Here is a 26,712-nt window from a genome sequence, read left to right as displayed (position 1 = left end):
TTCCTTTTCAAATAAGTATGAACATTATGCCTTTTTAATTTATTTTTGGCAAGTAATCTTAAGCTTCTTTGTCAAAATTTCTTTCAATTGCGGTAAAAACTCTACTTTTTACCTCATTATAACCTAATACTGCCATTATGTCATAAACTGATGGCGCTTGCGTTCCACCTGTTAATGCGATTCTAATTGGTTGGAATAATTGTGGGAACTTTAACTCAAATTTTTCAATAAAAGGTTTAGTAACTGTTTCATAATCACACGCTAAATGTAATGTATCTTTTACTTCTTCCAGAGTTTGCATATAGATTTCAAGAATTTTAATAGTATCTTCTTTTACAAATTTTTTACTACCTTTTGCTTCATAAGAAGTTGGTACATTTAAAATCTTTTCAATTGCTTCTTTTAGTTCAATTAGTGTTTGAGCTCTCTCTTTTGATAAATCTAAAAGCATCTCTTTTTTATCATGCCCTTCTAAATAACAATCAAAAAATTCTAACTCTTTACATAATCTATCATTTGAAACATTCTTTATATAGTGAGCATTTAACCATAAAAGTTTCTCTTCATTATATGATGATGCAGATTTATTTATATTCTCTGGATCAAAAAGTTCTAACATCTCCTCCATAGAAAAAATTTCTTGATCTCCATTTGACCAACCAAGTCTTACTAAAAAGTTTAATAATGCTTCAGGTAAAAACCCTTTTCTTTTATAATCCATAACATCAAGTGCACCATCTCTTTTTGATAATTTTTTACCTTGAGGATTATTTATCATAGGTACATGGTAAAATTTTGGAACATTAAAACCTAATGCTTCATAAATTACAATTTGTTTTGCTGTATTTGTTAAGTGATCATCACCTCTAATTACATCAGTCATTTCCATAAGTGCATCATCAATAGTAACAACAAAATTATATGTTGGCATTCCATTACTTCTTGCAATTACAAAATCATCAATCTCTGAACACTCAAAGTTCATAAGTGATCTTACACCATCAATAAATGTAATTCTTCCCTCATTTGGAGATTTGATTCTAACAACTGGTTCAACACCTTCTGGAATTTCAGGTAAAGTTTTACCCTCTTCTGGTCTCCATGTTCCATCATATCTTGGAGTCTCTTTATTTGCCATCTGTTTTTCTCTTAAGGCATCAAGTTCCTCTTTTGACATATAACAGTGATATGCTTTCCCCTCATCTAATAGTTGTTGAATATATTTTTTATAAATATCTAATCTTTTAGATTGATATTCTACTGTTCCATCATAACTTAAACCTACCCAATTAAATGCTTCTAAGATAGCATCCATTGCGGCTTCATTATTTCTTTGTGTATCAGTATCCTCTATTCTTAATCTAAAAGTTCCTTTTGTTTTTCTAGCCCATAAATAGCTATAAAGTGCAGTTCTCAATCCTCCAATGTGTAAATATCCAGTTGGACTTGGAGCAAATCTAGTTACAGCCATAGTATTCCTTATTCTTTTTTATCTTTATTATTTATATAAAAGCCTATTGCAGAGAAAATTGCAACAGCAGCAATGAAAATCAACATTGCATAATCAAGAGCTTGCATTTGTTTCCTTCTCTTTTAATTGTCCACATGCAGCAGAGATATCAAGTCCTTTTGATTCTCTAATTGTACATAATAAACCTCTACTTGTTAAATATTCTTGGAATTTTACCATATCATCCCTTTGTGGTCTTTGATATGAAGTACCTGGATATGGATTAAAATATATCAAGTTTACTTTAGCTTTAATTCCATCTAATAGTTTTAATAGTTTCTTAGCAGATTCAATATCATCATTTTTATCTTTTATTACCAAATATTCAAACATAACTTTTTTTCTAGTATCAATTGGAAACTTTCTAACCGCATCGATAATTGATTTAATATTATAAGCTTTATTCATAGGAATCAATTCGCTTCTTAAATCATCATCAACCGCATGTAATGAAATAGCTAATTGAATTCCTAACTCTTCATTTGCAAGTTTTTCAATTTTTGTTGATAAACCTGAAGTTGATACTGTTTGTCTTCTTCTGTTTATTGCTAAGCCATCTTCTTCTGAAAACACCTTTACTGAATGAACAAAATTATCATAATTGTCAAGTGGTTCACCCATTCCCATAAATACAATATTTAATGTTTTATTTTCAGGAATATTGTTATCTCTTTTTATTTGTACTATTTGATTTACTATTTCGCCAACTATTAAATTTCTAACAAATCCACCTTTTGCTGTAAGACAAAAAGTACAACCTACTTTACATCCAACTTGAGTTGAAATACATACAGTAAACTTTTCACTTTGCTCAACACTTCCATCATCATTTACTATTTTTTTCTTCATTAAAAGAAGTACAGATTCAACTGTATGCCCATCTCTTAATTTAAATAAATATTTTATACTTCCATCAGTACTTTTTTCTTTTTTTACTATTTCTAAAATATCTAATGGATAGTTTTCTTTCAACTCTTGAATTAAATCTTTTGGAATATTTTTCATCTCATCATATGAAGTTACATATTTTTTATATATCCAATTATAAACTTGTTTTGCTCTAAAACTAGGTTTTAATTTTCCTTTTAATTCATCTAATGTGTAGTCATAAATAGAATTCATATTTACCTTTTCATTTATTTTAGATTTGATATTTTTTAATATCTGTTTTTATCACTCTCTTTTGAAAGGATTTTGTTTTGTTTTTTTTAACGTATTCCTTGAATTTTGGAGATACTATAAACTACTTTACTTTATAAGAACTTAGTTACCTTTTTGTTGGTTGTTTTCCTTGTCTCTTTTTAACTTTCAAGTATAAAACTTGTTTGCCTTTTCCTTATGCGTTTCTCGAGCTTCGTGGATGCTTTGCATACCACTTCGCTTTCAACACCTAAAAATGTGAAGCAGTTCATATTTTCTTTACGACGTTCCTCGAGCTTCGTGGATGCTTTGCATACCACTTCGCTTTCAACACCTAAAAACGTAAAACTGTTTACGTTTTCTTAACGGTGTTTCACGTGAAACTTTTTATAATTTTCTTTTCTTCTAGATACTTAGTTAACTTTCCCATAGCTTCTTTGTGATTAGCCATAAAATCTTTATGTGCATTTTCATTTGTAAAATTTGTAATTACAAATATCCCTGCAACTGGTATTTCAAATTCACGTGCAACTTGTACTATTGAAAAAAACTCCATATTTTCAATACCAATTCCATATTGATTTAACTGCTTAGATAATTCAAAATTTTTAGATATATAATTTGAACTATTTACAATAGTATCATTTTTAACCATCTTATTTTCAGATTCTAAAACATTGTCTAAAGGAGTATATGAATCATCATTTAAAAATGAAAGTTCAATATTAGCTGCTCTTTTAGATTCAACTATATCAAAAATATTGTGATTTCCATAACTTCCAGCACTACCAATAAAAAGTAAAAATTCGGGTTTATCAAATAAACATTGTCTTGTTAAATTAATAGCACTTTCAATTAAACCAACTCCTATTGGTTGAGCAAAATTAAAAGTTTCATTTCTTCCTGCACAAACTATCATTTACACTCCAAAAAATATTTAGGGTATATTGTCACTCTTTCCTCTTTAGCATCAGGAACATCTACATCTTTAGAATTGTTTAAAGTATTACTATAAAGTATATTTACATTACTATTATCATTTATTTTATCTCTAGCAATTTTAACTTTTTCAAGAACACAATTTTTCTTTAAATCGTTTGATAAATTATTTGCATAAGTATTACCCCAACTTATTGCCTCAAATCTTAATAAATCTAAAGTTACATTATATGTTTCCTCTTTAACACTCCAAGATAAATTACTTACAGACACTGTAGTATCTCTAAATCGTTTTAACTCTGTAAGTTCAGAAATAAACATATGCATATCTTTTGCTTTATATGAATTCACTTTATACCTTAATTCTCCAATATATCCAGTAATTTTTGGAGTACTAGATATATGACGATATTTAGGTCTTATATTAAATTTTTCTAGTTCTCTTTCAACTATATCGAAGTTCTTTATTTTGTTATTGAATACTTTAAATCTATCATTTACAATACTTTCTGATTCATCTTCAATCGTAATCATTACATTTGCAATTAATGTATCATGAGGTAATTGATGTGTAAACTCTTTTGTAAATTCTAATTGAAAAGAAAAACCAATAACTGGCAAAAACAATAGATTAAAAAACTTCATATTAAATCCTTACTGGTATGTTGTTCTCTCTTAAATAATGTTTCAATTCCATTATATCAATCTCTTTAAAATGAAATATTGAAGCTGCTAATGCTGCACTCGCACCATGTTCAAATGCTTCTTTTATATGTTCCATAGTACCTGCTCCACCACTAGCAATTACAGGAATATCTACAATTGATGAAATTTGCTCTGTAATATTAAGTTCAAATCCAGTTTTTGCGCCATCTGTATCCATAGAAGTTAAAAGAATCTCACCAGCACCTCTACTATAAACCTCTTTTGCCCATTGAATTGCATCAAGTCCTGTATCTTCTCTACCACCTTTTACAAAAACGTGATATGAACCATCTTCAACTCTCTTTACATCTATAGCAACTACTATACATTGACTTCCAAATCTTTTTGCACCCTCATCTATAAATCCAGGGTTTACAACAGCTGAAGAGTTTATTGAAACTTTATCACATCCTACATTTAATAGTTTATATATATCATCAAGTTTTCTAATCCCTCCACCTACTGTTAAAGGGATAAAAACCTCTTTTGCTACATCTCTAACTATATCAACAATAGTATCTCTATTTTCATGACTTGCAGTAATATCCAAAAAAGTGATTTCATCTGCACCTTCATTATTATATCTTTTTGCCACTTCAACTGGATCACCTGCATCTCTTAATCCAACGAAGTTTACACCCTTAACAACTCTTCCGTCTTTAACATCTAAGCAAGGTATAATTCTTTTTGCAAAATTACTCAAATTTTAATCCTTCTTTATAATAAAAAATTATCTTATCTAATTGTAAGTTAAAAGCAGATATACTCTTTGTTCTAATGGAAAAAACAATAATAGCAAAAAAGAAATTTGGACAAAATTTCTTAAAAGACAAGACCGTATTATCAAAGATCATCCAATCGATGCCCAATAACAATAATCATATTGTAGAAATTGGCCCTGGATTAGGTGATTTGACGGAAAATTTAGTCAAGTACAAAGATACAACAGCATATGAAGTCGACACAGATTTAATAGCTGTATTAAAGTCAAAATTTGCAATAGATATTGAAAACGAGCGTTTTAAACTTATCCACACAGATGTTTTAGAAGCTTGGGAAGAAAAAGGTAGTTTGCATAAATCTAGTTATGATTTAATTGCAAACTTACCTTACTATATTGCAACAAATATTATATTAAGAGCATTTGAAGATATAAATTGTGAGAATATAATCGTAATGATACAAAGAGAAGTTGCCCAAAAATTTGCTGCAAAAGTAAATGATAAAGAGTATTCTTCACTTTCTATAATTACTCAATTAGTTTCAAAAGAGGCAAGAATACTGTTTGATGTACCTCCTGAATCTTTTGATCCACCACCAAAAGTGGTTTCTTCAATATTATTTATATCTAAAAAGAAGGATGTAGAATTAGATAAAGGTTTTTTAAAATTTTTAAAAGTTTGCTTTTCACAACCAAGAAAAAAACTTTTTAAGAACTTAACAGCACTCTATAATAAAGAGGCTTTATCTAATATCTATAATGAACTTAATATAAAAGAGACTTTACGACCTCATGAAGTTGATGTATCTTTGTATAGCCAATTGTATACAAAGGTAAAAGATGGAAAACAACAAAGCTGATAATCAAGTAAATGAAGTAGCTAATAAAAATACAAATATAGAAAAAAAACAAACCGAACAAAAGAAAAGTGCTCCAAAAAAAGAGCAACCTCAAGGTAAACAAAATCCTCAAAATAGACGAAGAAGAAACTCTAATACTAGAGCTAAAACAAACTCTAACAAAACAAATAGTTCATGGATTAACGATTTAAGAAAAGCTCACAGCATAAATGAAAGATCTCATAAAGAAAGATTGAATCCACATAATAAATTAAATCTTTCTACAAATGCTAAAGTTAGAATCACTCCACTTGGAGGATTAGGTGAAATTGGTGGGAATATGATGGTTATTGAGACTGAGAAGTCGGCAGTAATTGTTGATGTTGGTATGAGTTTCCCTGATGAAGATATGCATGGTGTTGATATTTTAGTACCTGATTTTACTTATATCAGACAGATTAAAGATAAAATTGCTGCGGTACTTATTACACATGGACATGAAGATCATATTGGTGCAATGCCGTATTTATTTAAAGAGATGCAATTCCCAATTTATGGGACATCATTACCATTAGAGATGATTGGTTCAAAATTTGATGAACATAAAATAAAAGAATACAGAAAACTATTTAGACCTATTGAAAAAAGAGTACCAATTAAAATTGGTGATTTTGAAATTGAATGGATACATATAACTCATTCAATTATTGATTCATCATCTTTAGCTATTAAAACTGAAGCTGGAACAATAATTCATACAGGTGACTTTAAAATTGACCATACACCAATGGATGGATATCCAACAGACTTACATAGACTTGCACATTATGGAGAACAAGGTGTTTTATTATTAATGTCGGATTCAACAAACTCTCACTCACCAGGTTTTACTAAATCTGAAAAAACTGTAGGACCAACTTTTGATAGACTTTTTGCAACATCAAAAGGTAGAGTTATTATGTCAACGTTCTCTTCAAATATCCATAGAGTTGCTCAAGCAATAGAACATGGATTAAAATATGGAAGAAAAATCTGTGTTATTGGTAGATCAATGGAAAAAAACCTTGATGTTGCTATGAGCCTTGGATATATTAAATTCCCAAAAGATCAATTTATTGATGCACATGAAGTAAATAAATATAAAGATAGTGAAGTTTTAATTGTAACAACAGGTAGTCAAGGTGAATCAATGAGTGCCTTATACAGAATGTCTATCCATGAACACAGACATATTAAAATTAAACCAGGAGATCAAATTATTCTTTCAGCAAAAGCAATTCCAGGAAATGAAGCTAGTGTATCTGGTATTATCAACCACTTGTTAAAAGCTGGTGCAACAGTTGCATACCAAGACTTTAGTGAAATTCATGTATCTGGACACGCAGCACAAGAAGAACAAAAATTGATGTTAAGACTTATTAAACCAAAATTCTTTATGCCAATTCATGGTGAATATAACCACGCAGTTAAACATGCAAAAACTGGTGTAGACTGTGGTGTACTTGAAAGAAATACATATATTATGAGTGATGGGGAACAAGTTGAAGTTACTCCTAAATATCTTAAAAAAGTAAAATCAGTTAAAACTGGAAAAGTTTATATTGACAATCAATTAAACCACAAAATTGCAGATGATATTGTAATAGATAGACAAACTATGGCAAATGAAGGTGTGGTTATTATTGTTGCACAAATCAACGCAAATGATAGAAGTATAGAAGAGAGACCTAGAGTTACTTCTTTTGGTTTAGTTCCAGATAAAAGTGACAAATACTTTTCAAAAGAGATTGAAGATTTATTAGTTACATTCTTAAAAAATGCAAAAGAAGCTATTTTCAAAAACAATAGAATAGTTGAAGATGAGATTAGAAAAGTTGTAAGAAAACACTGTATTAGAAAATACAAAAAATACCCAATGATTGTACCTACACTATTTGTTCAATAAGGAAATAGAATGGATTTTAATAAAATAGCAAAAGAGGTTTTAGATATTGAAGCAAATGAACTAAAAATAGCTTCTGATAATATCTCCTCTTTTGATATAGAAAAAGCAATAGATTTAATTTATGATTGTAAAGGGAAAGTGATTGTAACAGGTGTAGGTAAATCTGGACTTATAGGTGCAAAAATTGCTGCAACACTTGCAAGCACAGGTACTTCATCTTTTTTCCTTCATCCAACAGAAGCCATGCATGGCGATTTAGGGATGATAGGAAAGGATGATATAGTTCTTGGTATCTCATATAGTGGTGAAAGTGAAGAGTTAATTCAACTATTACCTCATATAAAAAGATTTGATATCCCATTGATAGCTATGGCAAAAAATGCTGAATCAACTTTAGGTAAATATTCTGATATATTTATAGATATAAGTGTTACAAAAGAAGCCTGTCCATTAGATACTGCCCCAACCTCTTCTACAACTTTAACCTTAGCTATGGGGGATGTATTGGCAGTATGTCTTATGAAAAAAAGAGATTTCCAAAAAGAAGATTTTGCTTCATTTCATCCAGGGGGAAGTTTAGGGAAAAAGCTTTTTATCAAAGTAGATGACCTATTAAAAAAAGATAATCTACCTATTGTTTCACGTGAAACTAAAATTAAAGATGCAATAGTAACAATGAGTGAAGGTAGACTAGGAAATGTTTTAGTTGTTGATGAAAACAAGCATCTACATTCGGTATTAAGTGATGGTGACTTAAGAAGAGCATTGATGAGTGAAAACTTCTCTATAGAAAACAGTGTAGAAACAATCTCAACTAAAAATCCTAAAACTATTAACAACAAAAATCTATTGGCAAGTGATGCTTTAAAGATTGTAGAAAACTATAAAATACAGCTTTTAATTATTACTAATGAAAATAATGAGATAATAGGTGTATTACATATCCATGATTTAATTGAAGCAGGAATAAAATGAAAAAAGAAATAAAAGAAGATGAAACTCAAAGTCAAGAAACAAGACTAAACAAATTTATCTCACACAATAGTAACTATTCTAGAAGAGAAGCTGATAAGTTAATTGAAGAGGGAAAAGTTACAATAAACAATAAACCTGTTAAAAATCTTGCAACAAAAGTAGCTGCGAATGATGTAGTTAGAATTGGTAAGAAACTTATCAAAGAAGATAAAAATAAAATGTATACAGTAATAATGTATAATAAACCTAAAGGGGAACTAGTAACAAAAAATGACCCTCAAGGAAGAAAAGTTATATATGATACTTTAGATAAAAAATATAAACACTTTTTACCAATTGGAAGACTAGACTATGCTAGTGAAGGTCTAATTCTTTTAACAGATTCAGTAGAAGTAGCAAATAAACTTATGCACTCAAACCTAGAAAGAATTTACAAGTTAAAAGTAAATGGAGAGATTCAACCAAAAGTTGAAGAAGCAATGATTCATGGATTAGAGCTAGAAGATGCAAGAGTTGGAGGGCATGAAAAATCTAAAATCACTTCAATGAATTTTGAACCATTTATAGCTTATCAAATAATTTCAAATAATAAAAACTTTTCAAAATTAAAAGTTGCAATTTCTGAGGGTAAGAATAGAGAGCTTAGAAGATTTTTTGGACATTTTGGTTTAGAAATATTAGATTTAAAACGTTTTGAATTTGGTGGTATATCATTAAACAACCTACCAACAGGAAAATCAAGATATTTAACAAAAGATGAGTACAAAGACCTAAGACTTTTTTTAAATAGTAATGACTGACTTATCAAATATATTAAGACCTAAAAACCTAAAAGAATTTATTGGACAAAAACATATTATTGGGCAAAACTGTGCCTTATATAAATTGATTCAAAAAAAAGAGATTCCACATCTCTTTTTTTATGGAAAGCCAGGAACAGGAAAAACAACACTAGCAAAAATCATTTCAAAAGAGATAGATACAGATTACTACTACTTTAATGCAACATCTATTAAAGTTGAAGATTTAAGAAAAATATTTATTAAATATAAAAACTCATTTATAAAACCAATAGTATTTATTGATGAAGTTCATAGATTATCAAAAAATCAACAAGAAGTTTTATTACCAATAATGGAAAACTATGAAGCAATAATCATAGGTGCAAGTACAGAGAATCCATTTTTCACACTTACAAATGCAATTAGGTCAAGATCATTCCTTTATGAATTTAAAGCTTTTACAAAAGATGAATTAGAACTAGTATTAAAAAAAGCAGAAGTTTATATAGATTTTAACATTGATACAGAGGCTAGAGAGTATCTAATTCTTTCAAGTAGTGGTGATGCTAGGGCTATGTTAAATCTACTTAATTTTGTTATTAAAATTGATTCTAATATAACAATTGAGTTATTAAAAGAGTTAAGAAGTAATCCAATAGGCGATGGAGTTAGTTCTAAAGATAGCCATTACGACTTAGCTAGTGCCATGATTAAATCAATCAGAGGTTCAGATGTTGACGCAGCTTTATACTATCTTGCGAGGCTAATAGATGGGGGAGAGAATGTAGAGTTTATAACTAGAAGATTAGTAATACATGCCAGCGAAGATATAGGAAATGCAAATCCAAATGCCTTAAATATTGCAGTAAATACAATGATAGCGTGTTCAAAAATAGGCTATCCAGAGAGTCGTATTATATTAGCTCAATGTATTATCTATTTAACTTCATGTCCAAAATCAAACTCATCTTACATGGGGATTGCTAAAGCACTTAATGAAGTACAAAATGGTAAAATCTTAGAGATACCTAAACATCTAAGAGATCAACATATAGGATATAAATATCCACACGATTATGGTGGTTGGGTAGAGCAAGAGTATTTAAAAGAAGATTTAAAGTTATATGAATCAAATAATGTAGGCTATGAAAAAACTTTAAATGATTGGCTAAAAAAAATAAAAGGTGAATCTCACTAAAACTTGAGGAAAAGAGATGGAAATACTAGATTATTATTTATGGATTGTTGTTTTTCATATTATGGCAGTAATGTCATGGATGGCAATGTTATTTTATCAACCAAGACTATATGTTTATCATACTGAACATAAAGACAAACAAGAGTTTGTAGAAGTTGTAAAAATTCAAGAATACAAGATGTACAAATATATTGGTTTACCAGCTATGTGGGCAACTATTGTAAGTGGAATATTAATGCTATATTTAAGACCAGATTTACTTAAAGGTGATGGTTGGATGCATGCTAAAATATTTTTTGTAGTATTGTTAGTCGCATATTCATTTTCATTAGAATATTTTAGAAAACAATTAGAAAAAGGTGAATATACAAAAAGTGGAAAATTTTTTAGAGCCTATAACGAGGTACCAACATTTTTAGCAATACTAATAGTAGGTTATGTTGTAACAAAAACATTTTCATTGGCTTTTACTCTGATTACAATTGCTTTATCGGCTTTTGTAATATACAAAGTATTTAAACAAGAAGAGAAAACTAAATAATGATTTTTGAAAAAGTATATGTATTAGATACAAATATATTATTAGAAGATGCTTCAAATATATTTAAAATTAGTGATGACAATAAAAACTTAATAGTATTACCAGAAACAGTTTTAGATGAGATAGACACAAAAAAAAGTGGTTTTGATGAGATAAATTTCCAAGCAAGAGAGTTTGCTAGAATTTTAGAAAATTCTGAAATATTAATTTCAGAAAAAGTTGGCTCATATAAGATTATTAGATTAGAAGTATATGGAACTAAAGGTGCTATAATCGATGTAATATCAAAAGAAGAATATACAATAAACATTAAAAATGTAGCTCCTAATATAATAAATGATAGAAAAATTCTAGAAATAGCTTCATTTTGTGATGAATACTATAAAAATAGTGAAACAACTTTTCTTTCGCTAGATATTATGGCAAGAACTAGAGCTGTAAGTTTAGATATAAAAACAGATTCTCTTATAGGTTCAAATAAAGATGAATTCAATTATGAGTTTATTAAAACAATTGAAGTGGCTTTTGAAGATACAGAATTTTTGCAAGATGCACTTATTAAAGATTTTGATGAAGACTATTCACCTTATAATTTCTCTTATTGTTTCAAAGTTAAAAGTTCAGATCAAATAATACTAGCTGCAATAAAAAATGAAAGAATAATTTTATTAAATGAAGGAGAAGTTAGAGACCAAGTAATAACACCTTTAAATAAAGAGCAACTATTTTTTTCAAATGCAATTTTATCTCATTTTTATAATGTTTTAATAGTTGAAGCAAAAGCTGGATCAGGTAAAACACTATTAGCTTTAAGTGGAGCATTAAAACTTGTAAGACAAAAACATTACCAAAAAATAATATATATTAGAAACTCGGTAGAGTCGTTGGATAAAGGTGAAGATGTAGGGTATTTGCCAGGATTAGAAGAAAAGTTTAAAATATATAATCATCCATTAATGGACAGTTTAGACTATATTATAAGAAGTGAATATAAGAAAAAAAGAGCTAATAAAAAAAATATTGAAAATATTCCAGAACTTGATGACCAAGAAGTTAATCAAAGAGTAGAACAAATGATACAAAACTACGGAATAGAAACAATGTGGGTTGGAGAGATGAGAGGAAGAACCATTTCTAACTCTTTTGTTATAATAGATGAGGCTCAAAATATGTCTAATAAAACAATGCAAATGGTACTTTCAAGAATAGATAGTACCTGTAAAGTTGTAGTATTAGGAAGTAATAAACAAATTGATAACTTCTACGTAAATAAACACACCAACTCATTAACTACACTTTTAAAATCTACAAAGAAAAATAGTGAATTAGTAAATATCTTTGCTATAAAACTACAAAAAGTTTTAAGAGGTCCAATTACAGAATGGGCTGAACAAATATTCTCAAGTAAAAACAAATAATTAAGAATTTATAACACTTTTGATACCTTTACATATTAAAATATGTAAAGGTATGCAAAATGAAAATAGTATTTTTAGACAGAAAAACATTAGGTAAAGATATAAATCTTGATAGATTCAATACTTTAGGTCAAGTAGAAATATATGAAACTACTCTACCAACTCAAACACTAACTAGGGTTAAAGATGCAGATATTGTTATTACAAATAAAGTAGTAATTGATAAAGAAATAATGGATAACTCAGATATAAAACTAATATGTATCGCTGCAACAGGAACTAACAATGTAGACCTAAAACACGCTACAGTAAAAGGTATAGAAGTTAAAAATGTTGCTGGGTACTCAACTTCTAGTGTTGCACAAGTAACAATCTCTTTAGTATTGCATTTTATGCAAAAATTAAATTCATATATAAATTATGTAGAAAAAAAGAATTGGGAAAAGTCAGATATCTACACATATATAGATGTACCATTTTACGAATTAAAAAACAAAAAATGGGGAATAATAGGATTGGGAAGCATTGGAACAAAAGTTGCACAAATAGCAGAAAGTTTTGATTGTGAAGTTAATTACTATTCAACTTCAGGAAAGAATAATAATACAAAATACAATCAAACAAGTTTAGAGGAATTAATGAAAGAATCAGATATTGTTAGCATACATTCTCCATTAAATGATACGACATATAATATGATAAATAAAACATATCTTGATATGATGAAAGAAGATGCAATATTGATTAATGTTGGTAGAGGTGGAATTATAAATGAAGCTGACCTTGCAAACAAGATTGATAGTAACAAAAGCTTTTATTGTGGGATTGATGTATTAGAAAAAGAACCGATAGAAAAAAGTAATCCTCTAAATAAAGTTAAAAATAAAGATAGAATTATAATTACACCTCATATAGGATGGGGTTCAGTTGAGTCAAGAAATAGATTAATTAATTTAGTATTTGACAATGTAAAAGAATACATAGTATAATACGTATAAAAATACAAATTGGAGTTAAAATGAATCCTTTACAATATACATCAAAAGAGATGTTTTCATCAACTGAGCTAATTAGAAAAAATAAAATGATTTTTGACAAGTTATCTAAAAATGAAATTGACAAGGCAATTATACTAAGAGATGGGAAACCTAGTTTTATGTTATTAGAGTTTTCAAAATATGAAGAACTAATGCACGAATACATAAGCTTAAAAGAATCAATACAAAACAAAAATCTAAAAACTAATAAAATAAAAAAAGTTTACGAATATGAAGATAATATTAAAATTGTTGAATCAGAACCAACTACAAAAGAACTTGATGATGAAGATTTAGCTAGTGCTTTAAAAGAGATAGAAAACTTAGAAATTGAAGAGTTAAATAGTGAAACAAATAAAGATAAAAAAGAAAAAGATAAAAAAGAAAAAGATGAAAAAGAACCATTAAAGGAGTTTTGGGAATAAATGATTGATGTATTAATAATTGGCTCAGGAGGAGCAGGATTAAGTGCTGCTTTAGAAGCAAAAAAAAAGAATTCAAATGTATTAGTAGTATCTAAAACCTACCCTACTCACTCACAAACTTGCCAAGCACAAGGTGGAATAAATGCTGTGATTGAAACTACAAAAGATGATTCTGTAGAAAATTACATAAATGATACTTACAAGGCTTCACATAATCTAGCAAATAAAAACAATATTAAATATCTATGCAATGAGTCAAAAAATACAATAGATTGGTTATCTTCAATTGGTGTACCTTTTAGCAAAGATTTAAAAAACAATATTGCACAAAGAAAATTTGGTGGAACAAAAGCAAAAAGAACTTGCTATAGTTCAGATTACACAGGATTGAAAATTTTACATACTTTATATGACCAATGCATAAAAGAGGAGATAAAGTTTTTAAACGAATACTTCTTACTTAAATTAGTAGTTGAAGAGAACTGTGCAAAGGCTGCATTGTTTTTGAATATGGTTTCAGGCGAAATTGTAGAGATTGAAGCAAAAACAATTATATTAGCAACTGGAGGATATGCTGGAATATATCATCAGTCAACAACAAATTCATATTCTTCAACAGGAGATGGCATAGCTGCAGCATTAAATGCAGGAGCACTTTTATCAAACATGGAATTTGTACAATTTCACCCTACTTCACTTGAAAGTAAAAATATTTTAGTGAGTGAAAGTGCAAGGGGCGAAGGTGGATATCTAGTTGACAAAGATGGAAATAGATTTATAGATGAATTAAAACCTAGAGATGAAGTTGCTAGAGCAATATTTAAAAAAACACACAAACACGAAAAAGTATACTTAGACTTACGACATCTTGGCAAAGAAAAAATAGAAGAAGTTATGCCACAAGAAAGAAGACTTATATTAGATTTTATGAAATTAAAAATGGAAGAAGATCTAATACCAATCAATCCATCAGCTCATTACACTATGGGTGGGATTTTAACTGACAGTGAGACAAAAACTTCTATAAAAAATCTTTATGCTTGTGGTGAATGTGCTCAAAGCGGCATACATGGCGCAAATAGATTAGGTGGTAACTCTTTACTAGAAATTGTAACATTAGGGAGATTATCAGGAAAAGTTGCAGCTAAAAGAGCTAAAGAACTAGAGTATAACTATCAATCAAATAAAAAAAATCAAGATAAAGAAATAAAAAGATTAGAAGAGATATTAAAACGAGAAAATAAAAAAGATTTATACAAAACTAAAAAAGAGTTAGGAAAACTACTTTTTAACAATCTAGGTTTATTTAGAGAAGAAAAAAGAATCAAAAAAGTATTAGATTATCTTGAACATATAAAAAATGAAATGACTCAAATAGGTATAGAAGATAAAAATAAAGTTTATAACAGAAACTTAATAGATTATTTAGAATATGAAAATATGTATCTGTTGAGTAAAACAATAGCAAAAGGTGCCTATGAAAGAAAAGAGAGCAGAGGTGCGCATTATAGAACTGATTTTGAAATTGAAAACAATACTTATGAAAAAATATCAATATGTAAATTAGAAAATAACAATTTGGAATTCTATTTTGAGGATTTAAAATGAAAATTAAAATTCAAAGAAAAAAAGCATCAAATAAAGAAAACTACTTTGAAGAATTTGATGTAAAACATGAAGAAACGATTTTAAATTCTTTAATTGAAGTAAAAACAAAACATGATAACTCTTTAGCTTTTAGATGTGGTTGTAAAACTGGAATTTGTGGAAGCTGTGCCATAAGAGTAAACGGTATTGAAAAATTAGCTTGTAAAACTCACTTAAATGAAAATGATATTATTGAACCTATAAAAAATACTCAAGTGATTAAAGATTTAGTTGTAAATCTAGATTATGAAGGAAGAGTACTAAAGAACAGTAACTCATTTTTAAATCAATTAAGTGATGTAGAAATCACCGCAGAAGATGAAAAGCTTATTGATAGACAAAGTAATTGTATTTTATGCCAAAGTTGCTTTAGCTCATGTCCTGTATTTGAAGTAAATGAAAAATTCTTAGGACCTTATGCCCTTACAAGATCGTTAAGGTATGTAGAAGACAAAAAAGAAGCTAACCCTAGCCCTACTCTTGAAAAAATACAAAATAATGGAATATGGGATTGTACCCTATGTGGTAACTGTACAATTGTATGTCCACAATTTATAGACCCAAAGACAGATATAATGAACCTAAGAATGAAATCTGTACAAAATGGATATGAAGATAAATCAATAAACTCATTTAATGGTGGATTTGATACAGGATTTGATAACTTTGGAGGTTTTAATCCTAATAGTTTCTAAGAATCTCCAAAAGGAGAATTCTTAGATATTATCTTTTAAATAAAGATAATCTGACATTTCAGTCCAAGGTCTAACTTTTTTCATATAAGCATCTTGACTTTCAAAAATCTCTTTTAATTCAGAATTTTTTGCTGCCATTTCATCTCTTAACTGTTGATTAGCCTTCTTTAAAGCATCCATTACATCTTTTGGAAAAGTTTTAACTTGTATATTTGGATACTCTTTTGTCATCTCTTGCCATGCAGTTGCATTCATATCATAATTTTGAATATACATATCATATGCAGCTAATCTAAAAGAAGTAACTAAAACTTTTTGCAAATGTTCTGGAAGCTTATTAAAAGTTCTTTCATTTACAAGAAATTGAATCTCTGAAGCTGGTTCATGCCAAGCAGTATAATAGTATGGTGCAACTCTATGAAATCCCATCTTAATATCCATAGATGGTCCAACCCACTCTAAAGCATCAATTGTATTTCTCTCTAAAGAAGTATAAAGTTCTCCTCCTGGGATATTTACAACTAAAACACCAAGCTTAGCTAAAACTTCTCCTGCAAAACCTGGAATTCTCATTTTTAAACCTTTTAAATCTTCAAGTGATTTAATCTCTTTTCTAAACCATCCACCCATTTGCATACCAGTATTTCCACCAGGGAAAGAAAGCATATGGTGTTTTGAGTAAACCTTTTTCATAAGTTCCAAACCACCACCGTAATAAAACCAACTATAAAGTTCAGGTGCAGTAAAAGTAAATGGTAAAGAAGTAAAAGGCATAACAGCAGGATCTACACCTTTCCAATAATAAGAAGCCGTATGTCCTAAATCATATTGACCTGATTTAACCATATCTGACACAGATAAAGGTGCTTTATGCTTATTTGCAGCATCAACTCTAATTTTTAATTCTCCATTTGATAACTCTTCTGCTAACTTAGCCATATGTTTAGTTGTGTCAATTAAAGGTGAAAGTGTTGGCCCCCAAGAAGCAGCCATCTTTAATCTATAAACCTTTTTGGCATAAGAGAAACTAAAAAGTAGAGAAAAAAGTAATACAATTTTTAATAGTTGTCCCATAACTATCCTTTAGATATTTAATTGTTTGAAAAAAAATGTGTAAGGAAATACATTTCAATCAAAGAGGAAATAATTTTATCATAATTTATTTTAAAATTATTTTTAATGGTTACTAAATAAAACTATAAAAGAGTGTAATTAAATATTTTATAAAATAAATATATCAATCTAAAATCCCCAATAAGGGGATAGTTTAGATATTATCTTTTAAATAAAGATAATCAGACATTTTAGACCATTCTCTAACTTTTTTTATATAAGCATCTTGAGAGTCTAAAACCTCTTTTAATAATGGTGACTTAGCAGACAATTCATCCCTAAGTTCTTGATTAGCTTTTTTCATAGCATCCATTACAGGTTTTGGAAAAGTTTTAACTTGAATATTAGGATAATCTTTTTTCATTTTTTCCCAAGCAGTAGCATTCATATCATAGTTTTGAATATACATATCATAAGCTGCTAATCTCATCGAAACTGTTAAAACTTTTTGTAAATGAGCTGGTAACTTATCAAAAACTCTTTTATTTACAATGAAATGCATTTCAGAAGCTGGTTCATGCCAACCAGTATAATAATATGGTGCAATTTTATGAAATCCCATTTTAATATCCATAGATGGGCCTACCCACTCTAAAGCATCAATATTGTTTCTTTCTAAAGAGGTATAAAGTTCTCCTGGTGCAATATTAGTAACTTGAACACCTAATTTAGCCATAATCTCTCCAGCAAATCCAGGAATTCTCATTTTTAAACCTTTTAGGTCATCTAGTGATTTAATCTCTTTTCTAAACCACCCACCCATTTGTACACCAGTACTTCCACCAGGGAATGATAATACACCATGTTTAGTATAAACTTTTTGCATAAGCTCTAAACCCCCAGCTTCATAAAACCAAGCATATTGTTCAGGTGCAGTCAAACCAAATGGCATTGAAGTAAATGGTAAAGTAGCAATATCTTTACCTTTCCAATAATAAGATGCCGAGTGTCCTAAATCATACTGACCACCTTTAACCATATCTAAAACACCAAATGGTGACTTATGCTTATTTGCAGCATCAACTCTGATTTTAATTTCACCATTAGATAACTCTTCAGCAAGTTTTGCCATATTTTCAGCAGCATCATAAAGAGGAGATAAAGTAGGTCCCCAAGTAGTTGCCATCTTTAATTTATAAACTCTTTTTGCATTAGAAAAACTAAATAATAGTGAAACAAGTATTGTAATTTTGAGAAGTAATCTCATCACTGTCCTTTAAGATTATTATTTGATAAAATAGGTTGGAAGAATCGTTTTATCAAGATGTAAAAATTTTATCATAATTATTTTTAAAATAATTTTTAGTAAGTATAATTTTAGATTATAATATTAGTATTAATAAAAAGTGTTTTAAAATTAAATCCAATGGTGGTCGTAACTGGATTTGAACCAGTGACCAACACCATGTCAAGGTGCCACTCTACCACTGAGTTATACGACCAGCTCGACGTTTGGTAGACTGTAAGTACTAAAGGTACACACAAAAGATACACAAAAGAACTTCAAGAATAAACACTTGGAGTTATTTTATGAGCACTGTCCTATCATATTTGAAGTCATCAACTAATGGCTTTTTTAAGTATAGAAGAAGAACCCCTAAACCACTTGAAGAGATTATAGGTGCAAGAGAAGTAGTTAAAGCACTAGGTACAAATGAAACTCAAGCTATTACTAAAGCAATTAAACTTAATAACCTTATCAATGAAGCAGTTGAATTAAGTAAGATACAGTCTATACCTAAAGAGACTATTGTAGAGCTACTAAAGAGTGAACTAAAACTAACAACAAAGAAAACTAAAGAACAGAAAAAGAAACTATCATATTTCATTAAGTTATATCTTGAACAATCTAATGTGACATATAAAGAGTATAGATATAGAGAGTATTTCTTTAATGAATACTTACCATTACTTATGGAGGTTTTATTCAAGAAAAGAGATTTAGATATAGAAGAACTTACTTATGACAAGCTCTTAAAGATAAGAACATTGTTTATGAAGCTACCTAGTAGAAACTTTTATAAGTACAGAGTTGTAAATCAACTAGAATTAGTCTCAAAAGTCAATAAAGGAACTCTAAAGATAGCTAAAGAACATTTACTATCAGAAGATACAATAAACAAGAACCTAAAGAGGATAAAGTCACTACTATTTTTTGCAAAAGAACTTAATTGCTATAGTCATAACATACCTAAAACACTTGTAATCAATCGTAAAGGGGATACCTCATCAAGAGGAGAGAAAGCAATACTAACAAAGGATGACCTAGAGATAGTCTTTAGTCACACTAATGATGACCTTAAGTATCTATATGAAGTATCTTATTACTCAGGGATGAGAAGGTCAGAGTTGTATAAATGTAATATAGTAGACTATGAAGGTGTTTTATGCTTTGACCTAAAGAACATTACAGAAAAACTAAAGACAAGTTCAAGTTATAGACTTATACCTATCCATAGTAAGTTACTTTATAGAATAAATGAGTTTAAGAACATTATAGAGAATACTAAAGCTGACTGGATTAGTAATAGTTTCAGTAGATTAGTTAAGAGGTCATTTAAAGATACTAAAGGTAAGTCTTTATATTCCCTAAGACATACATTTGCTACTAATCTCATAGCCAATAAAGTTAATCCTGAAGTTATATCTGAGCTTATGGGACACTCACACTCTACAATGACTATGAGTAGATATGTTAAAGGTTACCCTATTGAAACCCTTAGAGAGGCTATAGAGTGTCTATAGTCTCTTATAGAGGTTAGGTTAATCTAATTTCTATAAGGTCACTAAGACCAATTAAATACAAAGGATAAAACAATGATGTATATTGAATTAGAAAGTATAGGACAAATGCTGAGAGTTGTAGATGGTAGTCTATGTATTGGTAATGAAAATGATGAAGGTATTTATGTAGATGACCTTAGAGGCTCTAAAGGTTGTGAACTATATAAAAGAGTAACCAAATTAGAAAAAGAGCTTGTAGGTGCCCTTACAGAGCTTAAAGAGATTGCTATTGATAAGGTTAAAAGAAATGAGTTAGAGGGAGTTATAGATGAGGCTAGAGAAGTGGCTTAGAGGCAGACTTTAAGAGTCTGCTTTAGTTAATTTCTAAACTAAGTTGTTCTTCTAAAACTTTTCTGACTTTAGGTGCTAAATAGAGTCTTTTACTTTGGTATCTAGGGTCTCTTTCGTCATCCCCTTGTACAATAAATCCATACTCAATTAATGTTCTTGTATGTGTTGACACGCTATTGAAAGTCCAATTAAGATTTTCTTTGAAATATGCTTGATTTTCTCCTTCTTTTTGTGCAATTACAATAAGTAGTAATATAGTTCTTAGCTGAAATCCTTTTAAACTTTTGGTTTTATGGTTCATAGGTTCAAGTTTGTCTGTACCTTTTAAAAGCATTATAGCTTGATTTATATTCACTCTTACTCCTTTGATAATATAATTAAGTATGTAATTTTACAAAATAAAGAATTAGAAAAAAATATATAATACCTATATTGTTACTTAAAGAAAAGAGGTCAGTAAGTCCACCTTACAGCTCTTCTTTTAATTTACCCTAATACTTTTATTACCTAACAACTAAAAAGCTTTGTAGCCTCCTCACAGAATATTTTATTAAAGATAACGACCTATAGGAGGGAACCTAATTTAACAATCTCAACAAATCCCTTAATTAGGTACTTCTCTTAAGAGGGACAAACCTAGGAAGAGAGTTTAACTTATCAACTTCTAAAAACACCTTTATTAAGGCTTTTTCTTAAGGGGTACTCACATAGGAGTAAATCAAGAGTGCTGACTCTAGGAATAAACAATCCAAAACTAAAATCAATATCATAAAAGGAGGTTCAGATGAACAACAATAAAGTACAACTAAAAGAAGTTGTGATGTTTACTGATGGCTCTTGTTTAGATAATGGCAGAAATGGAACTGGAGGATACTGTGCATTACTACAGACACCAAACAAGAAACATCAAAAGATAATTAAAGGTAGTGAGTTAGATACTACGAACAATCGTATGGAAATAACAGCTATCATTGAAGGACTAAAGGCAATTAAAAAGCCTTCAAGAGTTACAGTCTATAGTGACTCAAACATTACTGTAAGAGCTATTAATGAATGGCTTGAAGGTTGGATAAGAAAGAACTTTAGGAAGGTTGCTAATGTAGACCTTTGGAAAGAGTATTTAGAGGTATCAGCTAAACATCAAGTTAAAGCTATATGGGTTAAAGCTCATAGTGGTATCTATGAGAATGAACTTGTAGATGATATAGCTAGAAGTGAGGCTATAAAGTTACATAGTAATAGAGGTGTTCATTATGGATACTAAGATTACTATAATTGATGGTGTATGTGGCTCAGGTAAGAGTCAAGGCATTATAAAGCAAATGAAAGAACAAAGTTTTAAGAAGTGGATATGTTTTACTCAGTTCATTAGTGAATGTCATAGATATGCAGGAACTCAACCTATATCTAAGAAGAATGATGAACCAAAGAGACTCAAAGATGGAAGTTTAATCTATGATGAACTCTCAGAGTTTAACTGTTCAGAGCTAGAGTTCAAGCACCCTCTAAGGAAAGGTAGAGGACAGAAAAAAGAGGACTTAATAGAACTTCTTAAACAAAGAGAAAACATAGTTACAACCCATCAAATGCTAACTAATATAGGTTCAGATGTACAAGAGATAATCTCTGAGTTGTCTTATGTAGCTGTACTTGATGAAGTTGTAGACCCTATACAAGAGTATAAGATTACATCAAACAACAAAAAGGAACTCTTTGAGCATGAGTATGTCTATCTATCTGATGATGGAGTAACCTTATGTTGGAACTATGAGAAATACCCTGATAGAAAGAAGGGAGATAACTTCTACAAAGAGAAACAGTTGATTGATAGTAGCAACTTAATCCTTTTAGATGGTAGTATTTATCTATGGGAAATGTCAGAGAGTCTCTTCAACTCATTTACAGAAGTTTATATACTTACATATCAGTTTGAAGGTTCTCCTTTGATGTGGTTTTTAAAAGCTAAAGGGATTGAGTATGAAGTACAGTACAAACCAAAGCCTAATGTAAAGTATGGAGACCTAATCAATATCATTGAAGATGAAAGACTAAACGCCATTGGAGATAGCCCTAACTTCTTATCTTCAAACAGAACTAGGAAGTTATCTGAGGGAGAGAATAGAGACCTCAAAGCAAATCTAAACCATCTAAGGAAAAGAGTTTGGAATGATGGAGAAGATAGAATGTGGACTTGTTTAGGTAGTGCTAAAGATGACTTAGGTGTTAATGGGTGGAAGAAAGGATTTGTACCTTTTAATATAAGAGGCTCTAACGAATATAGACAAGTTAAAAACTGTGCTTACTTGTTCAATGTATTTCTAAATCCAAACATCACTAAATACTTTAATAAGTATGGTGTAAATGTTGATGAAGATACTTATGCTCTTAACAGTATGCTACAGTGGTTATTTAGGTCTAGACTAAGAGATGGTAAATCTATAAGTGTTTATATCCCTTCAAAGAGGATGAGAGAGTTACTTAAAGAGTGGTGTAGACACAACTAAAATTACTAATGGACACAAAGTATGAAGTTAAAAGTGTCCAATATGAAAATTAAGCTCCTATTGATGGTATCTACAGAGGTTTATCTGTAAAGAACAACAATCTTACTTTAAGTAGAGACTTTAGAATAACTTTAGTGGATGGTTAATCTAGATGACCTATGAATTAATTAATATAGAAATGAGCTTAGGTTAGAGCTATAGGAGAGTTAAAAGTATATCTATAGCTAGACCTTAATCTCATTTCTAAATAATCATAGACTTAGAGTTAAGACTTAAGATATAACTATAGACTGACTTTAAGTAACTACTTCACTACGTGTGTCTTTTATACTACCTATTTCTTTTACTATTACCTTTTATTTGATGACATTACAGTGACTAAAGAGGACACCTATGACACAGTTGAAGATGACTGGAACTGTTCATATAATCCTACTGTAGGCTCTTACAGTGGAGGGTCATCTTATAGTAGTTCTGATAGTAGCTACTCAAGTAGTAGCGATAGTGGCTTTTAGGAGGTGACTATGGAGTTAATTAATTCAAACAATGGAGAGGTTGTAATCACCCTTAAAGAGATTACAGATTTGATTAAAGTTCAACATAGTAAAGCTATGAAGAAGGTAGCAAAGTTAGCTGAAGAGCCAAGTTTTGGTTGGGTAGCCAAAATGGATTTCCAATATACAAGCGGTAAAGGAAGAGTTGAAACTATCCAAACCTACTCATTAAACAAGAAACAGGCTATAGCAGTTGGAGCAAAGTTAAACAATAAGTTACTGATGAAGGTTATAGATAGACTAGAGGAACTAGAGAAGGCTAAGGGTCAAAAATAAACTTAGGAGTTACTATGAAAGTAGTGCTTAAAGTGAGGCTAAAGCTTGGACGGCGTAGCCTCTTACTTAAAGTGTGGTGGATAATCCACTCAAATGTAATTATATCAGATAAAAACTAAATCTAACTACAGTTATTCTAAAGTTTATCTCATTGTATTTATATAATAGTTTAATAAAAAATAGTAAAAATATCTGAAAGGACATATACGTATTAGAGCAAATTAATTCTCCCCCGTTGGGTATCAAAAGATACACACAAACGATACACAAAAAGGCAAAAGGTACACAAAAAAGTGTGTATCATTCAGCTATATTTAAGTTTATATTAAGATTGTAAATGTTAAAGTTTTGAACTTGAAAGTTCGATTTGAAGGTATCTACAAGGTTAAATCCAATGGTGGTCGTAACTGGATTTGAACCAGTGACCAACACCATGTCAAGGTGCCACTCTACCACTGAGTTATACGACCATTAAATTAAACGTTTAAGTCGTGTAATTCTTTAAAAAGAAAAGCTTCAACTATCTCGTCAATACTTCTTTGTGTAGGAGCGACTAATACAGCAATATTTTCTTCAATAAATTGCCATACATATTCTTGTTCGTTTATAACAACAACTGTTTCAACCCAAGCTTCAATATCATTTCTATCTTTATAAAATTTACAAGTAGCTATTTGTCCAGCATCAAGTTCAATAAATGCCCAATATTTTAATGCATCCAAAGTTGTTAAAAGTGCCTCATGTCTACTGTTACAATCAACAGGTATTAATAAATTCATTTTAGTCCTTCATTTCACTTTTGAAAATATTATCAATTTTGTCTTTGATAATCTTTAAAATGAAAAATTATTATATATTTTTACAGCTTATTAAAATATTACAAATAAAAAATATTTATAAATAAATTTTATCATACCATTTAGAAAAAACAAAAAGTGACCATAGATGTTGTTTAAACTTTCTTTTTTTGGACAATTCATATATTTGTTTTAGATACTCATCATTAAAAAAATTTGTATTTTTATTTACCCTTAAAATTAGCTCCAAGATAGAATCTTTATACTCTTCATGAATCCATTCATTAAAAGGGGAATTAAAGCCCTTTTTTGTTCTGTTAATTATCTCATTAGGTATATATTTTGATGCGATTTTCTTTAATAAATATTTATTAGTATCCCCTACTTTTATATTTGAATCAATACTAAACATATAATTTACTAATCTATAATCTAAAAAAGGTGTTCTAACCTCTAAAGAGTTTCTCATCGAAATTCTATCAACTTTACTTAATAAAGCCTCACCTAACCATATTTTTAAGTCTATATAACTCATCCAATCAACTGGATCTTTTTTGGGTGAATCAGATTTAAAAGTTGGAACTTTTTTAAATAACTTTTTCTTTTGAATATCTGTAAAAACTTCTCCAAATGAATTATAAAGATTTTGTTTTTTAATAATTCTTCTTAAATATTCACTCTCTTTAGTATTATTTTGTAAAGCACTGATTATTGAATCTAAAAAACTATTTTGCTCATCAGATAAAGTTTTTTCAAACTCATAATATTTTAAAAATTTTGCATAATTGTCATAACCTAAAAACAGTTCATCACTTCCTTCCCCACTTAATACTGTTTTTATACCCAAGCTATGTATTTTTTTTGTTAATATATTTAAAGGGATTGCAGCACTGTCTCCATGGGGTTGTTCTAAAGCCTCTATTGTATCTTCAAGATTATTTATAAAATCATCTTTTCCTATCTCTACAGGAGTGTGCAAAGAGTTTATATGTTTTGAAGTAATCTTTGCATAATCCAACTCACAATAGTTTTTATACTCTTTATATCCAATTGAAAAAGTATTTATTCTTTTATTTGTAATCTTAGAATATAAAGCAGATATCAATGAACTATCAATACCACCACTAAGTAAACTTCCAACCTCTACATCAGATACTAATCTTGATTCAACACTTTTAAAAAGTAACTCCTCAATACCAAGTAAAGCTTCCTTTTCATCTTTAATCTTTTTATATGTATTAATTTTATAAAAACGCTTTTTTGTTATTGTTTTACCATCAAAAACCATATAATAGGAAGCTTCTAATGCATTTATATCTTTATAAAAGGTATTATCTTCAAGGGGAACAAAATATTGCATATATTGAGATATAGCAACTTTATTTATACTTGGAGTAGTTCCTAGTATTTTTATAATAGAATTAATTGAACTAGAAAAGATAAATTTATTCTCTTTAAAATAATAAAAAAATGGCTTTTTACCGTATCTATCCCTTGCACAAAAAAAACTTTTCTCTTTCATATTATAAATACAAAATGAAAACATACCATTTAATTTATTTAAAAAATCCTCTTTATACTTTTGATATAATCTAATTATAACTTCTGTATCAGAAGAGGTTTTACAAATAAGTTTTTCCTCTTCAATCAACTCTTTGTAATTATAAATCTCACCATTAAATACAATTAAAATATCATCAAAAACCATTGGTTGGTTAGCTTCTTCATATAAATCAATAATAGATAACCTAGTATGTCCAAAATTAGCCCCACCTACTTCTAAATGGGAATTAAAATCTGGACCTCTATTATTTAAATTTTCTAAAGCTTCTTTGAAATTGTTTGAATAAAAATTTGTACCTAAAATACCACACAT

General features: G+C 29.2%; 27 protein-coding genes and 2 tRNA genes. 17 read left to right on the top strand and 12 right to left on the bottom strand.

The window, feature by feature from the left end; genetic code table 11:
* Positions 1-58: 58 nt before the first annotated feature.
* The 5 genes from gltX to hisF form a co-directional block, all read right to left on the bottom strand.
* A complete protein-coding gene (gene gltX / locus ACKU4C_RS00255) occupies positions 59-1,471 on the bottom strand; it encodes a glutamate--tRNA ligase (RefSeq protein WP_321313587.1) in 1,413 nt (470 codons plus the stop codon).
* A gap of 93 nt (positions 1,472-1,564) precedes the next feature.
* Positions 1,565-2,632, bottom strand: a complete 1,068-nt coding sequence (gene rlmN, locus ACKU4C_RS00250; protein ID WP_321313585.1) for a 23S rRNA (adenine(2503)-C(2))-methyltransferase RlmN — start codon at positions 2,630-2,632, stop codon at positions 1,565-1,567.
* A gap of 391 nt (positions 2,633-3,023) precedes the next feature.
* Positions 3,024-3,569, bottom strand: coding sequence for a purine-nucleoside phosphorylase (locus tag ACKU4C_RS00245; RefSeq protein ID WP_321313583.1), 546 nt, complete (start codon positions 3,567-3,569; stop codon positions 3,024-3,026).
* On the bottom strand, positions 3,566-4,234 hold the full coding sequence (locus ACKU4C_RS00240; RefSeq protein WP_321313581.1) for a hypothetical protein: 669 nt from the start codon (positions 4,232-4,234) through the stop codon (positions 3,566-3,568). The genes ACKU4C_RS00245 and ACKU4C_RS00240 overlap by 4 nt, the downstream gene beginning before the upstream one ends.
* A gap of 1 nt (position 4,235) precedes the next feature.
* The gene (hisF, locus tag ACKU4C_RS00235; RefSeq protein WP_321313579.1) at positions 4,236-4,997 is read right to left on the bottom strand and encodes an imidazole glycerol phosphate synthase subunit HisF; all 762 of its coding nucleotides are present in this window, start codon (positions 4,995-4,997) and stop codon (positions 4,236-4,238) included.
* 74 nt (positions 4,998-5,071) lie between these two features.
* On the opposite strand from hisF, the gene rsmA reads away from it, so the two are divergent.
* Genes rsmA through ACKU4C_RS00180 form a run of 11 tightly spaced genes read left to right on the top strand, consistent with a single transcriptional unit; the run spans position 5,072 to position 16,517 of the window.
* Positions 5,072-5,875: a 16S rRNA (adenine(1518)-N(6)/adenine(1519)-N(6))-dimethyltransferase RsmA gene (gene rsmA, locus ACKU4C_RS00230; protein ID WP_321313577.1), complete on the top strand. Its 804-nt coding sequence runs from the start codon at positions 5,072-5,074 to the stop codon at positions 5,873-5,875.
* On the top strand, positions 5,856-7,799 hold the full coding sequence (locus tag ACKU4C_RS00225) for a ribonuclease J (protein WP_321313576.1): 1,944 nt from the start codon (positions 5,856-5,858) through the stop codon (positions 7,797-7,799). Before rsmA ends, ACKU4C_RS00225 begins: the two co-directional genes overlap by 20 nt.
* 9 nt (positions 7,800-7,808) lie before the next feature.
* Entirely contained in the window at positions 7,809-8,774 is a 966-nt protein-coding gene (locus ACKU4C_RS00220; RefSeq protein ID WP_321313573.1) for a KpsF/GutQ family sugar-phosphate isomerase, read from the top strand.
* On the top strand, positions 8,771-9,574 hold the full coding sequence (locus ACKU4C_RS00215) for a pseudouridine synthase (RefSeq protein WP_321313571.1): 804 nt from the start codon (positions 8,771-8,773) through the stop codon (positions 9,572-9,574). Before ACKU4C_RS00220 ends, ACKU4C_RS00215 begins: the two co-directional genes overlap by 4 nt.
* Positions 9,567-10,754 (top strand): replication-associated recombination protein A, encoded by a 1,188-nt coding sequence (locus ACKU4C_RS00210; protein ID WP_321313569.1) that lies wholly within the window; start codon positions 9,567-9,569, stop codon positions 10,752-10,754. The genes ACKU4C_RS00215 and ACKU4C_RS00210 overlap by 8 nt, the downstream gene beginning before the upstream one ends.
* A 16-nt stretch (positions 10,755-10,770) precedes the next feature.
* Entirely contained in the window at positions 10,771-11,295 is a 525-nt protein-coding gene (hemJ, locus tag ACKU4C_RS00205; RefSeq protein WP_321313567.1) for a protoporphyrinogen oxidase HemJ, read from the top strand.
* Complete coding sequence (locus ACKU4C_RS00200) at positions 11,295-12,713, top strand: PhoH family protein (protein WP_321313565.1); 1,419 nt, start codon at positions 11,295-11,297, stop codon at positions 12,711-12,713. The genes hemJ and ACKU4C_RS00200 overlap by 1 nt, the downstream gene beginning before the upstream one ends.
* A 59-nt stretch (positions 12,714-12,772) precedes the next feature.
* Positions 12,773-13,702 carry a D-2-hydroxyacid dehydrogenase gene (locus ACKU4C_RS00195; RefSeq protein WP_321313563.1) on the top strand — a complete coding sequence of 310 codons (930 nt, stop codon included), beginning with the start codon at positions 12,773-12,775 and terminating at the stop codon, positions 13,700-13,702.
* Positions 13,703-13,731: 29 nt separating this feature from the next.
* The gene (locus ACKU4C_RS00190) at positions 13,732-14,175 is read left to right on the top strand and encodes a hypothetical protein (RefSeq protein ID WP_321313561.1); all 444 of its coding nucleotides are present in this window, start codon (positions 13,732-13,734) and stop codon (positions 14,173-14,175) included.
* Complete coding sequence (locus ACKU4C_RS00185; protein WP_321313559.1) at positions 14,176-15,783, top strand: FAD-dependent oxidoreductase; 1,608 nt, start codon at positions 14,176-14,178, stop codon at positions 15,781-15,783.
* Entirely contained in the window at positions 15,780-16,517 is a 738-nt protein-coding gene (locus ACKU4C_RS00180) for a 2Fe-2S iron-sulfur cluster-binding protein (protein ID WP_321313557.1), read from the top strand. The genes ACKU4C_RS00185 and ACKU4C_RS00180 overlap by 4 nt, the downstream gene beginning before the upstream one ends.
* A 21-nt stretch (positions 16,518-16,538) precedes the next feature.
* Here the strand turns inward: ACKU4C_RS00180 and ACKU4C_RS00175 are convergent, their stop codons facing one another.
* From ACKU4C_RS00175 to ACKU4C_RS00165, 3 genes are all read right to left on the bottom strand, one after another.
* Positions 16,539-17,591, bottom strand: a complete 1,053-nt coding sequence (locus ACKU4C_RS00175) for a TRAP transporter substrate-binding protein DctP (RefSeq protein ID WP_321313554.1) — start codon at positions 17,589-17,591, stop codon at positions 16,539-16,541.
* A 193-nt stretch (positions 17,592-17,784) separates the two neighbouring features.
* Positions 17,785-18,837, bottom strand: coding sequence for a TRAP transporter substrate-binding protein DctP (locus ACKU4C_RS00170; protein WP_321313552.1), 1,053 nt, complete (start codon positions 18,835-18,837; stop codon positions 17,785-17,787).
* Between the two features lie 160 nt (positions 18,838-18,997).
* Positions 18,998-19,072, bottom strand: a tRNA-Val gene (locus tag ACKU4C_RS00165).
* Positions 19,073-19,160: 88 nt separating this feature from the next.
* Here ACKU4C_RS00165 and ACKU4C_RS00160 point away from each other — a divergent pair.
* A complete protein-coding gene (locus ACKU4C_RS00160; RefSeq protein WP_321313550.1) occupies positions 19,161-20,375 on the top strand; it encodes a tyrosine-type recombinase/integrase in 1,215 nt (404 codons plus the stop codon).
* A 72-nt stretch (positions 20,376-20,447) separates the two neighbouring features.
* A complete protein-coding gene (locus tag ACKU4C_RS00155) occupies positions 20,448-20,705 on the top strand; it encodes a hypothetical protein (protein ID WP_321313548.1) in 258 nt (85 codons plus the stop codon).
* Positions 20,706-20,727: 22 nt separating this feature from the next.
* On the opposite strand, the gene ACKU4C_RS00150 is transcribed toward ACKU4C_RS00155, so the two are convergent.
* On the bottom strand, positions 20,728-21,060 hold the full coding sequence (locus ACKU4C_RS00150) for a hypothetical protein (protein ID WP_321313546.1): 333 nt from the start codon (positions 21,058-21,060) through the stop codon (positions 20,728-20,730).
* A 429-nt stretch (positions 21,061-21,489) separates the two neighbouring features.
* Between ACKU4C_RS00150 and ACKU4C_RS00145 the strand changes: the two genes are divergently transcribed.
* The 4 genes from ACKU4C_RS00145 to ACKU4C_RS00130 all read left to right on the top strand — a co-directional run bounded on the left by ACKU4C_RS00145 (position 21,490) and on the right by ACKU4C_RS00130 (position 24,039).
* Entirely contained in the window at positions 21,490-21,969 is a 480-nt protein-coding gene (locus ACKU4C_RS00145) for a ribonuclease HI (RefSeq protein WP_321313545.1), read from the top strand.
* A complete protein-coding gene (locus ACKU4C_RS00140) occupies positions 21,959-23,209 on the top strand; it encodes a hypothetical protein (protein ID WP_321313543.1) in 1,251 nt (416 codons plus the stop codon). The genes ACKU4C_RS00145 and ACKU4C_RS00140 overlap by 11 nt, the downstream gene beginning before the upstream one ends.
* Before the next feature lie 374 nt (positions 23,210-23,583).
* Positions 23,584-23,724, top strand: a complete 141-nt coding sequence (locus ACKU4C_RS00135) for a hypothetical protein (protein ID WP_321313541.1) — start codon at positions 23,584-23,586, stop codon at positions 23,722-23,724.
* A gap of 9 nt (positions 23,725-23,733) precedes the next feature.
* On the top strand, positions 23,734-24,039 hold the full coding sequence (locus ACKU4C_RS00130; protein ID WP_321313539.1) for a hypothetical protein: 306 nt from the start codon (positions 23,734-23,736) through the stop codon (positions 24,037-24,039).
* 395 nt (positions 24,040-24,434) lie between these two features.
* Here ACKU4C_RS00130 and ACKU4C_RS00125 read toward each other — a convergent pair.
* The 3 genes from ACKU4C_RS00125 to asnB form a co-directional block, all read right to left on the bottom strand.
* A tRNA-Val gene (locus ACKU4C_RS00125) sits at positions 24,435-24,509 on the bottom strand.
* A gap of 6 nt (positions 24,510-24,515) precedes the next feature.
* Entirely contained in the window at positions 24,516-24,818 is a 303-nt protein-coding gene (locus tag ACKU4C_RS00120) for a hypothetical protein (protein WP_321313537.1), read from the bottom strand.
* Positions 24,819-24,933: 115 nt separating this feature from the next.
* Positions 24,934-26,712 (bottom strand): asparagine synthase (glutamine-hydrolyzing), encoded by a 1,779-nt coding sequence (asnB, locus tag ACKU4C_RS00115; protein WP_321313534.1) that lies wholly within the window; start codon positions 26,710-26,712, stop codon positions 24,934-24,936.

It is taken from the genome of Halarcobacter sp. (genome assembly GCF_963676935.1).
Taxonomy (GTDB): domain Bacteria; phylum Campylobacterota; class Campylobacteria; order Campylobacterales; family Arcobacteraceae; genus Halarcobacter.
The sequence above is the reverse complement of the archived record's forward strand: the minus strand, read 5'-3'. Positions and strand labels throughout refer to the sequence as shown.

Excerpts from the sequence above, each read along its gene's own strand:
- ACKU4C_RS00175 (WP_321313554.1), bottom strand. The coding sequence starts at position 17,591 with ATGGGACAACTATTAAAAATTGTATTACTTTTTTCTCTACTTTTTAGT.
- ACKU4C_RS00200 (WP_321313565.1), top strand. The coding sequence starts at position 11,295 with ATGATTTTTGAAAAAGTATATGTATTAGATACAAATATATTATTAGAA.
- ACKU4C_RS00145 (WP_321313545.1), top strand. The coding sequence starts at position 21,490 with ATGAACAACAATAAAGTACAACTAAAAGAAGTTGTGATGTTTACTGAT.
- hemJ (WP_321313567.1), top strand. The coding sequence starts at position 10,771 with ATGGAAATACTAGATTATTATTTATGGATTGTTGTTTTTCATATTATG.
- rlmN (WP_321313585.1), bottom strand. The coding sequence starts at position 2,632 with ATGAATTCTATTTATGACTACACATTAGATGAATTAAAAGGAAAATTA.
- ACKU4C_RS00160 (WP_321313550.1), top strand. The coding sequence starts at position 19,161 with ATGAGCACTGTCCTATCATATTTGAAGTCATCAACTAATGGCTTTTTT.
- asnB (WP_321313534.1), bottom strand. The coding sequence starts at position 26,712 with ATGTGTGGTATTTTAGGTACAAATTTTTATTCAAACAATTTCAAAGAA.
- ACKU4C_RS00225 (WP_321313576.1), top strand. The coding sequence starts at position 5,856 with ATGGAAAACAACAAAGCTGATAATCAAGTAAATGAAGTAGCTAATAAA.
- ACKU4C_RS00215 (WP_321313571.1), top strand. The coding sequence starts at position 8,771 with ATGAAAAAAGAAATAAAAGAAGATGAAACTCAAAGTCAAGAAACAAGA.
- ACKU4C_RS00140 (WP_321313543.1), top strand. The coding sequence starts at position 21,959 with ATGGATACTAAGATTACTATAATTGATGGTGTATGTGGCTCAGGTAAG.
- rsmA (WP_321313577.1), top strand. The coding sequence starts at position 5,072 with ATGGAAAAAACAATAATAGCAAAAAAGAAATTTGGACAAAATTTCTTA.
- ACKU4C_RS00130 (WP_321313539.1), top strand. The coding sequence starts at position 23,734 with ATGGAGTTAATTAATTCAAACAATGGAGAGGTTGTAATCACCCTTAAA.
- ACKU4C_RS00240 (WP_321313581.1), bottom strand. The coding sequence starts at position 4,234 with ATGAAGTTTTTTAATCTATTGTTTTTGCCAGTTATTGGTTTTTCTTTT.
- gltX (WP_321313587.1), bottom strand. The coding sequence starts at position 1,471 with ATGGCTGTAACTAGATTTGCTCCAAGTCCAACTGGATATTTACACATT.
- ACKU4C_RS00180 (WP_321313557.1), top strand. The coding sequence starts at position 15,780 with ATGAAAATTAAAATTCAAAGAAAAAAAGCATCAAATAAAGAAAACTAC.
- ACKU4C_RS00155 (WP_321313548.1), top strand. The coding sequence starts at position 20,448 with ATGATGTATATTGAATTAGAAAGTATAGGACAAATGCTGAGAGTTGTA.
- ACKU4C_RS00185 (WP_321313559.1), top strand. The coding sequence starts at position 14,176 with ATGATTGATGTATTAATAATTGGCTCAGGAGGAGCAGGATTAAGTGCT.
- ACKU4C_RS00190 (WP_321313561.1), top strand. The coding sequence starts at position 13,732 with ATGAATCCTTTACAATATACATCAAAAGAGATGTTTTCATCAACTGAG.
- ACKU4C_RS00245 (WP_321313583.1), bottom strand. The coding sequence starts at position 3,569 with ATGATAGTTTGTGCAGGAAGAAATGAAACTTTTAATTTTGCTCAACCA.
- ACKU4C_RS00195 (WP_321313563.1), top strand. The coding sequence starts at position 12,773 with ATGAAAATAGTATTTTTAGACAGAAAAACATTAGGTAAAGATATAAAT.
- ACKU4C_RS00210 (WP_321313569.1), top strand. The coding sequence starts at position 9,567 with ATGACTGACTTATCAAATATATTAAGACCTAAAAACCTAAAAGAATTT.
- ACKU4C_RS00220 (WP_321313573.1), top strand. The coding sequence starts at position 7,809 with ATGGATTTTAATAAAATAGCAAAAGAGGTTTTAGATATTGAAGCAAAT.
- ACKU4C_RS00120 (WP_321313537.1), bottom strand. The coding sequence starts at position 24,818 with ATGAATTTATTAATACCTGTTGATTGTAACAGTAGACATGAGGCACTT.
- ACKU4C_RS00170 (WP_321313552.1), bottom strand. The coding sequence starts at position 18,837 with ATGAGATTACTTCTCAAAATTACAATACTTGTTTCACTATTATTTAGT.